Here is an 11,837-nt window from a genome sequence, read left to right on the forward strand (position 1 = left end):
TTATCCTTACCCCCATCCGCATAGTCCAATACTGCATTTGATTAACGATTCTATATTCTCTTGAGGCAATATAGCCCTTAGTTCATTTAATCTTTTTTCTCTTTTTGATTCTAATATGTTTATACTCATTTTTTCTCCCTTATTACAGTTTTCGTTAAACGTGTTTTTTTTTAACTACTGATTACCATAAACGTTTTTCATTAGTAACATTATTATTGATTAAGTTAGATTAAACATTTTTATAATTTCTATCTTATTTTAATGAAGACTATAAAATTAATTATAATTTAAGATACGATAAATTACTAGCAATCCGTATTTATAAAGACCATTTTGAATATATTAAAACAGGTATCTAGTCCTATTTTGATTTTATTTTGATTAATGCCGAATGGAATCTCTTAAGGATATAATCTTCAAAATTTCATTTAGAAAATATTTCAAAATTTTAAAATTTATTTATATAATTTAGTTTTTATTTATAATACTTAAATATGATAATATAACCCATACGTCTATAGCTGAAATTCCCCACGCCTCAATAGTTGCAGCAGAAGGCCATGGAACTACTATTGCTACTAAAGTAGCAATTATGAATAAGAGTATCATAGAAATACCTAGTTTCTTTATCTTCATTAATAGTCCTATTCCATACGTTAAAATTGCTATGTCAAATTGAATGAAAAACCATGTGGAAACAAAAACATGAGGATATGTTCCCTCATGATATATTCCTATTAAGGAAAGAAAAATTGCTGCGACCATAACGAATGATGAGCCTACAATTTCCACTTTTCCTTCATTAACAATCACTAAATATATACCATATAGGAAAGTAAATATCGCAACTATTATAAGTCCATAGTTGTATAACCACGGATCTTTAGCTATAGGTCCTCCTAGATCACTAAATGCGTTTCGAGTAAAAACAAACCATGGATTAATAAATATACTAAGAAATATGACTAGCCATGCTAATATGGCAGCTATAATACCAGAGTATTTTAAGAAGTTTATATTCATATGAAGATTTTCTCTTGATTTGTATTTATACTATTCTCCACTAAATTTTGGCTCTCTCTTTTCCTTAAATGAAGATATTCCTTCTTTATGATCCTTAGTCTTCCCTAAATAGCCTTGAATTAAAGATTCGTATTCTAAGAACTCGTTAAGGTCTGAGAAAAGCACCTTATTAACAAGTTTCTTTCCTGCTACATAAGATTGGTAAGGTCCATTAACTATGTTTTCTGCTAGTTTTATAGAATCTTGAATAGGATCATCTACAACTTTGAGTAAACCCCAATTTTCAGCATCTACCGCAGTAAATTCTCCGCCTAATATTAAAAGTGGAACTGCTTTAGGGCCTAAAAATTTACTCAGGAAATAAGCTACACCAGTATCTGAAGTTAAACCGATTCTCTGAAAAGCGGTAACAAATCTTACTTCTTTTTTGGCAAATCTAAAGTCTGAGGCTAATGTTATTCCTATACAAGCTCCTGCAGTAACTCCGTTTATTGCTGCAATGTATATCTTGTCAGAGAATCTGATTTCTGTAATAATTGGATAGAAAGTCTCTCTTAGATCTTTTGTTATATCTTGAGGAATTTCATTGACGTCAGCTCCAACACAAAATCCCTTACCCTCTCCAGTAATTATAACAGCCCTAACTTTAGGGTCCGAGTTAATTTTCTTAAGAGTTGAAATAAAATCTACCCTAGCCTCAAGATTTAATGCGTTAAGTTTTTCTGGCCTATTTAGTTTAATTATTGAATATCCTTGATGATTTTCAACTATCATTTTCCCACTTTGGTTTTCTTCTTTCAATAAAAGCCTTCATTCCTTCTTTAGCACTTTCTGAAGATAAACTAACATAAAAATCTCTTCTTTCTACGTCTAACCCTTGCTGTAATGTAGTTTCTAAGGCTCTAGTTACTGCGTCTTTTGCAAGAACTATAGATAAAAGAGGCTTAGATGCTATATCCTCAGCTATCCTAAACGCTTCGTCCATTAAAGATGCGTCTGGAACTACTTTAGCTACCAAACCCATTTTTTCTGCTTCCCAAGCAGAAATTAATTTTCCTGTTAATACCATTTCCATAGCCTTGTATTTTCCTATAGTTCTAGTTAATCTTTGAGTACCTCCTGCTCCAGGTATTATGCCTAGATTTATTTCTGGCTGCCCAAGTTTTGCACTTTCTGAAGCTATTATGATATCGCATGCCATAGCTAATTCTAGCCCTCCTCCCGCAGTTATTCCGTTTAATGCTGCAATTATAGGTTTTTTGAAACTTCTCATTCTATCCCATAATGGCATATGTCCTTTCATTATTATGTCATTTAATGGCGTTTCATACATTTCTTTGACGTCAGCGCCTGCTGAAAATGCTCTCCCATTGCCAGTTATTATTACTACCTTATTTTTGCTATCTTCTATTTTATTGAAAGCATCGACAAGTTCGTTCACCATCTTAAAATTAATTGCATTAAGCTTATCTGGTCTATTAAGCCTTAATATCCCTATTTTTCCCTTATCTTCAAACTGGATAGTTTCGTACATTTTTCATTCACCTTCAAATATAGGAATATAATGAAAGTTTATATTATTTGGTACAATATTAATCATAATGAAAGTTGCAATAATAGGAGTAGGGAATTCAAAATTTGGTAAAAGAGACGATGTAAGCGTTCAAGAGTTAGCCTGGGAATCTATAAGAGAAGCTTTTAACGATGCGGGAATAACTCAAAAAGACATAGACTATACTGTTGTTGGAAGCACCGCTTACAGAGGGGTTGAACTTTATCCTGCTCCACTAGTTGCGGAATATTCAGGGATTACCAATGTTCCTATGAGAGTAGAGGCTATGTGTGCTACTGGATTAGCTGCGGCTCTCTCTGCATATACTGCTGTAGCGTCGGGATTAGCAGATATAGCTATGGCAGTGGGAGTAGACAAAATGACTGAAGTAGATACTGCAACTTCATTGGCAATAGGAGGAAGAGGAGGAAATTATCAATGGGAATATAATTTTTACGGCACAACTTTCCCTACATACTATGCTCTCTACGCTACTCGTCACATGGCTGTTTATGGTACTACTGAAGAACAAATGGCGATGGTTGCAGTTAAAGCTCATGAAAATGCTTCGTTGAATCCTAAGGCTCATTTTCAAAAGAAGGTCAGTATAGAAGAAGTTCTAAAATCTAGAGTAATTTCCTGGCCTATAAAGCTTCTGGATTCGTCCCCAATAACAGATGGCTCTGCTACAGCAATATTTGCATCAGAATCTAAAGTTAAGGAGTTAAAAATAGAGACACCAATTTGGGTTACTGGAATAGGCTATGCTAACGACTATGCCTACGTAGCTAAAAGAGGAGAATGGACAGGATTTAAGGCTACAGTAGACGCTTCTAGACAAGCGTACAAAATGGCTAAAATATCCCCAAAAGATGTCGAAGTTGCTACTGTACACGACGCATTCACAATAGCTGAAATTATGGGATATGAAGATTTAGGATTCGTAGAAAAAGGTCAAGGAGGAAAATTTGTAGAAGAAGGTCAAAGCAAGAAAGGAGGCAAAATAGGAGTAAATCTTTATGGAGGTTTAAAAGCTAAAGGGCATCCTCTGGGAGCAACTGGTCTTTCAATGATTTACGAAATAACTAAAGAATTAAGAGATGAGTCAGGAAATTTACAGCATCCGTTAAAGAATTACATAGGTTTAGTGCATAATGTAGGTGGAACCGGACACTATGCATATGTAATGGTTATGAGGAGATGAGAAAAATGAAAATAGACGCCATACCTTTAAATCTGAATTATAAAATAAATTATCCTGATGAGTTTTTAAATAAATTGAAAGAAGGGGAAATAGTAGCTAGTAAGTGTAATAATTGTGGAGCGATATATTTTCCTCCTCAAAAAGATTGTTATAATTGCGGTAAAAGTGAGATGAGCAGTATCATATTGCCGAAAGAAGGGGAAATAATGACGTTTAGTAAAGTTGTTCAGAAGCCCCAAGGATTTGAGAAATATCCTGATTATGTTATTGGAATAATAAAAGTCGGAGACGTTAATTTGATGGCTTGGATAGTAGGAGAACCTAAAGTAGGTAAAAAAGTCAAGATAACTACCGACGGTATTAGAGTAATTGGTAAGGTGATAGAATGATAGCCTATGATGAAACTGATCCTAAATCTTTGAATTTAGATGAAATAAAGGAAGTTCAAGTATATAGATTAAGACAAGTAGTAAAGAGAGCATATGAAAATTCGCGTTATTATAGAAAAATTTTCAAAGAAAAAGGGATAACACCAGAAGATATAAGATCTCCACAAGATCTAACAAGATTGCCTTTTACTACTAAAGATAGTTTAAGAGAGAACGCTTATCCTCATGGTGGTGATTTTCTAGCAGTACCTTTCGATGAAATTGTAGGTTGGCATATGACTTCTGGAACAACTGGAATTCCTACAGTAAATGCGTATACAAGAAAAGATATAGAAACGTGGTCACAGTTAGTTGCAAGATGTTTAAGGGCAGCTGGGGTAAATAAAAACGACATAGTTATGAATATTTACGGATATGGACTTTTTACTGGAGGAATAGGACTTCATCAAGGTATACAGAGACTTGGAGCTAAGGTTATTCCATGGAGTGTTGGAAGAACCGAAGCTTTAGTAAAGGCATTAAAAGATTTCGAGGCAACTGTTATTACCGGAACTCCCTCTTATGAGTTATTAATAGCTGAAACTATGAAGAAACTTAATGTAGATCCAGATAGTTTAAAATTAAGACTAGCTATTCCGGGAGCAGAAGCCATGAACAATGAAACGCTTGAAAGAATAGAAGAAGAATTTATGCTTAAAAATAAAGGGGGAGGAGCTAGAGAAATTTACGGTCTAACAGAAGCTTTAGGACCAGGTGTAGCTCAAGAATGTCCTTATGATAATCATTATTGGATGCATATTTGGACTGATCATTATCTAGTAGAAATAATTGATCCAGATACTGGAGAAGTCCTTGATAATGGAGAAGAAGGAGAAATGGTTATTACGACGCTTACAAAAGAGGGAATGCCTTTAATACGGTATAGGACTAGGGATATAACTTCAATGATAGAAAGTGATGATGAAATTCCTTACCCTAAAATAAAAATAATAAAAGGGAGGGTAGATGATGTTATTTTCTATAAAGGTGTGAAGCTTTATCCTAATGCAATAAGCTCAGTCATAATGGGGCATCCAGAAATATATGAGTTTCAAATAGTGATAGATAGGAGAGAAAGAAACCATAGGCTACTTTTAAGAATAGAAGTTGATCAACCGTCTGATACCATAAAGAAAAAATTGATAGAGGAAATAAGGACAGTGTCTTTCGTGACTCCAGAAATAGAGTTTGTTAAGATAGGAACGTTACCTAGATTTGAAGGTAAGAGTAAAAGAGTTATTAAGCTGGAGTAAAAGTAACACTCAGCCGTTTTTCTCTTTTTATACAAATTACGAAAAATATATCTTAGGTATGCAATATCTTGTAGTTAACATTAATTTATGAGTAGACTTTATTAGGAAAATCCTTACATTTTCTCCTAGCGTTAAAAATACTTTAATGTTTTAGAAGGTAAGTTAAAAAATTATAGAAGAGCCTAAAGATCACCAATATTGAATAGAAAATCTCTAGTTTAATGTATAAAAAATTAGCTATATTTCAGACGATGAAATTTACGTAAAACTGTTATACTAGATTAATTAATACATTTAATAAGAGATTTCTATAACATAATTGTATTTTAGAGTTCTTAAAAATTTAATATAATTAAAAGATTTACAATATATTCTTTTCATTTTATTTTCTGTGAGTTTTAAGTATAGATAAGAAACTTTCTAATTCCAATAAATACTATTAACTAATACTTTTAGCTTACTTAAAAATTGAGTGAATATTTTTCATGTGTTTTTTATCTATTGTTGCAAAAATTATTGCGCCTTAATTATTACATATCGTTTCTAATTAGATAAATTGTGAAAATAATAGAAATATTTAAATTTCCAAAATCTAAAGGATTATTGGTGATAAAAATATTTAAGAAGATATTAGTTGGTTTTGATGGCTCAGAACACTCAAAAAAGGCATTAGAAACTGCAATTCTTTTAGCCAAAATACATGACGCTAAGATTAAGGTAATAGAGGCTATAGACCATCCTCCACCTGCAGTAGAGGTTTATGTAAAAGACGATATAAGGGATAGAGAAAGAATAATAAAACATAAGGAAATGATAGGAATATTATCCCAAGAGAGAGGAGTTGATATTGAGTACCAAGCTATGAGAGGAGATCCAGCTACTGTTATTTCAAAACTTGCAGAAACAGAAAACTTCGATTTGATTGTTGTCGGAAATAGAGGAATAAAGGGATTCAAAAAATTATTTATTGAAAGTGTTTCTTCAAAAGTTGTTCAAAATTCCAATAGATCCATTTTAGTTGTTAAAAACTGATTTTAAAATATCGGCACAAAATCGTCCTCATTTATATCTTTTATTTCCTCTCCAGTTATTCCTAATTCTGGCATAGCTGGCATTGAAATTCCATATCTTTTTAACGATGCTCCAACTCTTAGTACGGCTTGTCTCCAAGCTTCTTCTTTTTCTTTCTCATTAGGTATATAAAATCCTGCATTTCTTGCAATATCTTCCATTTTTTCATGCACTTCCGTGAACCATGGGGGCAATTTCCAAAAATCTTTAGGAGGTTTATAAGTTATTAATGAGAGAAATACAAATCCTGCTCGTATTTGTTTGGTAACTAACTTTCTTTTTTCCTCATTCATGTTTTTCGCACTGTCAATCATAATCAGATGAGTAAACGCGTAATGTCTTGTCTCATCAACCGCTGTATTTTTAAATACTTTGGAAAATTCTTCATTCTTTGCTCCTTTGCTCATAGTGGTAAATACAGTAGTAGCTGCGGCTTCTCCCATCATAAAGGAAGTAAATAATACATCAAACGTATACTTTTTGTATGCTTCTAGATATGCATTCCAATATCTTGAACCATTCCACCACACCCACTGAGCATTTAACATTGCTTTTCTCTCTAAATCGTCTTGTGGCTTCAGATCTAACGGAAAACCAGGAAGAGTGTTTTGTATTGATAATCCGCATACCATATTATGTCTATTTTCATCATACGTTATTGTTGTAAGAATTCCTCTCACTGCAGTATCTAAGTGAAATTCAAAAGATTTTATTACTGCATAAGCAAAAACAGGCGTTGCATTATCAAAACAAGAAAGTAAGCTAAACCAATAAGCTATAGCCATTCTTTCCTTTCTATCTAAACCAGATGCCCATTCTTTTACTTTATCCCACGATATCTGATCTTCGTCCCATTGCTCTCTTTTAGCTCTTCTATAGATCTGCCACGCTTTATCGTTATCAAAATTCCATTTTGGAGGATAAACGTTTACTTCTGGAAATTGAGGAGATTCGTTAAAATTTAAGTTAGAATACTTATCCATTGTCATCATTATATTATTTATTTTTAAACTTTATAAATCTTTATCAAGATACTTATCTTTCGTTTGATTTATTTAAATGTATATTAAAGTGTTTAAATTAAAGATTTTTTTCTATTTCTACAGGATTACTCAATTTTCCGATTTTTTCAACTTCGACTTCCATTAATCCGTTTATAGCATCAATCTTATATTCTGATGCCTCAGAAGCTTCCCTATAACCTACAGTACCGGTACTTACTATTGAAAATTTAGGAATTGTAACTATTTTAGAAAGCTCAGAAATTATCTCTTCGATAGAAAACACAAATTCGTCAGTAGTACCTTCTTGAATAACATTACCTGCATAGTAACTTCTCATTTTTAACCCTTCTATTTTCACGTCTTCCGGAGTAACTATAATAGATCCCAATGGAGCGAAGGTATCCCTGTTCTTATTTCTAAAGTGATTTCCTCTTATTAACATCTTCTTGATTTCACCGTCATTTGGATCTCTTCTCTTAGCATAATACCAATCCTTCTTAAATTCGCCTGGAGCTGTAACGTCGTTAAACACTACATAACCTAAAATATAGTCTTTAACTTGATTTTTATCTATATTCTTGGTATTTTCTTTTATTACGACACCTATTTCTACTTCTGGCCTAATACCGCTTTTAGGAGCATATATCGTATCTTTATTTCCTATTACTATTGATGGTAACTTTAAGAAGAACTTTGGTGAACCTAACATTTCTCTAGCTTCCTCTTTACTTTCTGCCCCAGTCATAATGTAAGAATTTGTAAGCGTACATATAATAGCTGAGGGAAGAAATGGTACTTGCTTTATCTCATTTATCTGATAGCTTTCCCCTTTTGGTTCAGAGAAATAATTCTCCATCTCTGTTACATAGTCACCTATGACCTCGCCTATTTTTCTCTTTCCATTTACTTCAAAATGAATAATTTTCAATCTTTTTCACCAATTTAGTTCCAATAGTTTTGAAATAATAATCATATGAGTATCCAGCTACTACCTTTTTTGGAATGAAGAATTCTAATTCATCATTTATACCTTCCCTAATATTTACTTCAGCATCGCCTTCCCAAATATCATCTATCCTTGAATCTACTTTCTCTATAGTAACCAATTCATTTATCTCTCCCTCTTTTTCTCCAGTTTTCGGGAAATATCTAATTGTGAGTGTCTTTCCGAAATTACTTAATGGAATACTACTCACTTTTTTCTTTAATGTTACTCTTAACTCAATTAATTTACTATCTCTAAGTAAATATCCACCTAATGTTAAATTTTCTTTTCTAGTGTTATATTCTGGAAGAAGTTTATTAAGCTTAGTTAAATAAATGGTGGCTAGTTTCTTAGGATATCCATTTATCCAACCCCTGACTAAAGCCCAATCCTTATCTACCCACATAAATGGAAAATATAGAAAATTCTGACCTTCGAAATTTACTTTAAGCGCAATTGCGGCTTCTTTATACTGAGTAAAGCTAGGATCTTCATACATCAAATTCCACTTGTCATTGCTAACTGTCACAAAATCCGCTAGGTATATCCATCCTTCTCCATCAGTATTAAGAAAACTTGGCAATATACCTTTCAATTTCTCATTATCAAAATATACATGTGCTCCTAAGTATTCTACGCCATAGTAATAGGGAGGTGGTGGAACTATTTGCGAATTCCCAGATTTGGAAAAAGGATGTGAATACAAGAAAATCACTTTCTCGGATCTGGCATTTGATCTAAAATATCTTTTACTAACTTTATATATTGTTCTTTCTTTTCCTTGAATACCTCAGAATACATTTGAGCCCATCTTAATGTAGGATCTCCTCTACTAAACCTATCATACTGTTCATATCTTATTCCACTTTCTGAACCTATTACATCCCACAGTAAATTAAATAGTTTAACTCTATCTAAGGCAGACAATCCTTTAGATGCCATATATTTATCTAACATTTTCCTTTCCTCTGGATTTTCAAAGTCTTTTATACCAGCAGGAATAGGAATTGATGATCCTCCAGGTATAAGTCGCAATAATTCATGAATTCTAGGTAGTGCATGCATGTTAAAGTTACTAGCAGCTATAGATATGAAAGGATTAGGTCTATATATATTAGGCAAACTTTCGCCAGCTTCTTCTGCTCCTATAAGCGCGCCTTCGTTCATAGATAGATACAATAAAATTTCGCCAAGCTTTTCCTGAACATTTATGAAGTTATTAATTCCTACAGCTTCTGCCATAGCCATGGCTAATCCTGCATAAAACTTCATCCTACAATAATGTTGAATTACAAAATGCCAATTAAACCATGTTCTTAATTGGACTTTATGCCACATAAAGTCTTCTATTTCTTCAGGTTTCTTGTAAAATATTATCCTATCCCAAGGTATTAGAACATCATCAAATATAAGTATAGAGTCAGATTCTTCAAATTTTGAACTTATGGGATATTCAAACTCACTATATTCCTTGGGATAAAATCCTCTTCTAGCTATAAACTTAACACCTTTAGTATTAGTAGGTATTGAGAAATAGATGGCATACCTAGGATCAGTATCTCTCCTAATATTTGGCATATACCAAAGCATTTCCGCATACGGACCTGCCGTACATATCATGGCGGCTCCCTTAACTATAACGCCTTCAGGAGTTTCCTTAACTACACCTACCTGAATATACGGATCTTCCCATTGAGACGGTGGCCTTGATCTATCATACATGGGCGCTACTATTGCATGGGTATAGAAATGATCTTTTGAAGTAGATTCCTTATATATGTTTATTACATTCTCCATAATTTTGTTTCCAAAAGCTTTTCCAAAATAGTCTTCAGAATGCGCATAAAATACTGTTGTCCATAAATTAAGATAGTCTGGACTCCTTCCAAAATATCCATGATAATAGTCATAAATCTTTACTAGTCCTTCTCTTAATTTTCTAAGATCTTCCTTACTTTTTGGTCTAAAAAAGCTAATACTAGTCTCTTGACCAACATCTGTGTTATAAACTCTTAATGTGTCTTCTTTCCAATGAAGATCATAATAATTAGCTACAGTTCTTATTGGTACTTTAAACGCTGGATGATCAACTAAGTCTTCAACTTTCTCTCCATTATAATACACTTCTCCATGATTTCCTTCTTTTAGACTTTTAATATAGTCTGATCCTTTTCTTATCATTTAACTCCACCCCCTTAATTTACCCGTGGCTACATCCTCCACGGGAACCCATTCCTTTAACCAAGATTCTGGTATAGGTCTTCCCCAGAAGTCGCTTCTAAACCTAAGCTGATCATAAGTCCAGGTCTTAACATTCCATTTATCTTGATCAAGAACTATATAATCTGCAGTGAAAAATTCGATTCTGTTTTTATCTAAGTCTCTGAGATATATATAGAGTCCCTGAGTTACACCGTGTCTACCTGGGCCTCTCTCAATTGAATCCCAAAGTTCGGCTGAAGCTAATATGTCAGCAGCACGTATTATATCTCTGACATCGTGAACGTAATAAGTTTCATGATGGAAACCTGGAACTTTAGAACTAGATCTGGCTATCGCAATATCGTGTGACTGGCCTATTCTAGTCATCCATATAACTGAAAGTTTACCATCCTTATCCAAGAACTGTTCTGTTTCATAAAATCCTAAGCGTTTATAGAATTCTATTTCATTTTCTAGATTTTTAACCATTAAATTTACATGAGCTAATCTAACTGGAGACACTCCCTTATGCATGTAGAACTTCATCCTAATATCGTCTACATATTCCATATTAGTATAGTATAATGTAGGAATACCCTCAGGATCATTAAATATTACTGCGTCCTCAACTCCCTCTTCTTTAAATTTTAATGCGTGTATTCCCAAGGATTCTAATTCTTCCTTTGCCTTATCTAGATCTTTTACTCTATAAGCTATATAAGCTAGCCCAGGAGAACCAGCTTTTTTCAGTATTAGACTATGATGTTGTAGCTCTTCATTACCTCTCAAATAAAGATAGTCTCCTTTTTTATCACTTTCTTTAAATCCTAGGAGGTCTTCATAAAAATAAGAAGCCTTCTCTATATCAGTAACTCTTACACATACATGTGAAAGTCTTAATACATCCATATATAAATGTTTGCAACTATATAGAAAAACAATAAATTAAACAAGTTATAGATACTTCATTACCCTAATGATCTACGATATCCTTAAATTATCTGATGAAATTATTTAAAAATAACAAAATGCTATCTAACCTTCTATTCCTACGGTAACTTAACTACTATTAGTATTTTCATTGAGAAGAAATATCTTATATTTTCTTAGACATT

The 11,837-nt window shown here is 32.9% G+C and carries 13 protein-coding genes; 4 read left to right on the top strand and 9 right to left on the bottom strand.

All coding sequences use genetic code 11. The annotated features are described in order from the left end of the window. Positions 1 to 6: 6 nt before the first annotated feature. The 4 genes from DFR85_RS32185 to DFR85_RS31210 form a co-directional block, all read right to left on the bottom strand. Positions 7 to 129, bottom strand: a complete 123-nt coding sequence (locus DFR85_RS32185; RefSeq protein WP_281351048.1) for a hypothetical protein — start codon at positions 127 to 129, stop codon at positions 7 to 9. A 339-nt stretch (positions 130 to 468) separates the two neighbouring features. Continuing rightward, positions 469 to 1,023, bottom strand: a complete 555-nt coding sequence (locus tag DFR85_RS31200) for a DUF998 domain-containing protein (RefSeq protein WP_168367229.1) — start codon at positions 1,021 to 1,023, stop codon at positions 469 to 471. A gap of 30 nt (positions 1,024 to 1,053) precedes the next feature. Beyond that, entirely contained in the window at positions 1,054 to 1,797 is a 744-nt protein-coding gene (locus DFR85_RS31205; RefSeq protein WP_110271634.1) for an enoyl-CoA hydratase-related protein, read from the bottom strand. Then, positions 1,787 to 2,557 carry an enoyl-CoA hydratase/isomerase family protein gene (locus DFR85_RS31210; RefSeq protein WP_110271635.1) on the bottom strand — a complete coding sequence of 257 codons (771 nt, stop codon included), beginning with the start codon at positions 2,555 to 2,557 and terminating at the stop codon, positions 1,787 to 1,789. The genes DFR85_RS31205 and DFR85_RS31210 overlap by 11 nt, the downstream gene beginning before the upstream one ends. A gap of 67 nt (positions 2,558 to 2,624) precedes the next feature. On the opposite strand from DFR85_RS31210, the gene DFR85_RS31215 reads away from it, so the two are divergent. The 4 genes from DFR85_RS31215 to DFR85_RS31230 all read left to right on the top strand — a co-directional run bounded on the left by DFR85_RS31215 (position 2,625) and on the right by DFR85_RS31230 (position 6,492). Then, on the top strand, positions 2,625 to 3,779 hold the full coding sequence (locus DFR85_RS31215) for a thiolase domain-containing protein (RefSeq protein WP_432417917.1): 1,155 nt from the start codon (positions 2,625 to 2,627) through the stop codon (positions 3,777 to 3,779). A gap of 5 nt (positions 3,780 to 3,784) precedes the next feature. Continuing rightward, positions 3,785 to 4,168: a Zn-ribbon domain-containing OB-fold protein gene (locus DFR85_RS31220; RefSeq protein ID WP_110271958.1), complete on the top strand. Its 384-nt coding sequence runs from the start codon at positions 3,785 to 3,787 to the stop codon at positions 4,166 to 4,168. Continuing rightward, a complete protein-coding gene (locus tag DFR85_RS31225; RefSeq protein ID WP_110271637.1) occupies positions 4,165 to 5,460 on the top strand; it encodes a phenylacetate--CoA ligase family protein in 1,296 nt (431 codons plus the stop codon). The genes DFR85_RS31220 and DFR85_RS31225 overlap by 4 nt, the downstream gene beginning before the upstream one ends. A 606-nt stretch (positions 5,461 to 6,066) precedes the next feature. Then, a complete protein-coding gene (locus DFR85_RS31230) occupies positions 6,067 to 6,492 on the top strand; it encodes a universal stress protein (protein WP_246252942.1) in 426 nt (141 codons plus the stop codon). Between the two features lie 2 nt (positions 6,493 to 6,494). Here DFR85_RS31230 and DFR85_RS31235 read toward each other — a convergent pair whose 3' ends face one another. The 5 genes from DFR85_RS31235 to hpaD form a co-directional block, all read right to left on the bottom strand. Next, positions 6,495 to 7,523: an aminobenzoate oxygenase gene (locus tag DFR85_RS31235; protein ID WP_110271638.1), complete on the bottom strand. Its 1,029-nt coding sequence runs from the start codon at positions 7,521 to 7,523 to the stop codon at positions 6,495 to 6,497. Between the two features lie 88 nt (positions 7,524 to 7,611). After that, a complete protein-coding gene (locus DFR85_RS31240) occupies positions 7,612 to 8,463 on the bottom strand; it encodes a fumarylacetoacetate hydrolase family protein (protein WP_246252943.1) in 852 nt (283 codons plus the stop codon). Continuing rightward, positions 8,444 to 9,235 (bottom strand): acetoacetate decarboxylase family protein, encoded by a 792-nt coding sequence (locus tag DFR85_RS31245; RefSeq protein ID WP_110271639.1) that lies wholly within the window; start codon positions 9,233 to 9,235, stop codon positions 8,444 to 8,446. The genes DFR85_RS31240 and DFR85_RS31245 overlap by 20 nt, the downstream gene beginning before the upstream one ends. Then, positions 9,232 to 10,701 (bottom strand): 4-hydroxyphenylacetate 3-hydroxylase family protein, encoded by a 1,470-nt coding sequence (locus DFR85_RS31250; protein ID WP_110271640.1) that lies wholly within the window; start codon positions 10,699 to 10,701, stop codon positions 9,232 to 9,234. Before DFR85_RS31250 ends, DFR85_RS31245 begins: the two co-directional genes overlap by 4 nt. Continuing rightward, the gene (gene hpaD, locus DFR85_RS31255; RefSeq protein ID WP_110271641.1) at positions 10,702 to 11,631 is read right to left on the bottom strand and encodes a 3,4-dihydroxyphenylacetate 2,3-dioxygenase; all 930 of its coding nucleotides are present in this window, start codon (positions 11,629 to 11,631) and stop codon (positions 10,702 to 10,704) included. Positions 11,632 to 11,837 lie beyond the last annotated feature (206 nt).

Source organism: Acidianus brierleyi (genome assembly GCF_003201835.2).
Classification (GTDB): Archaea; Thermoproteota; Thermoprotei_A; order Sulfolobales; family Sulfolobaceae; genus Aramenus; species Aramenus brierleyi.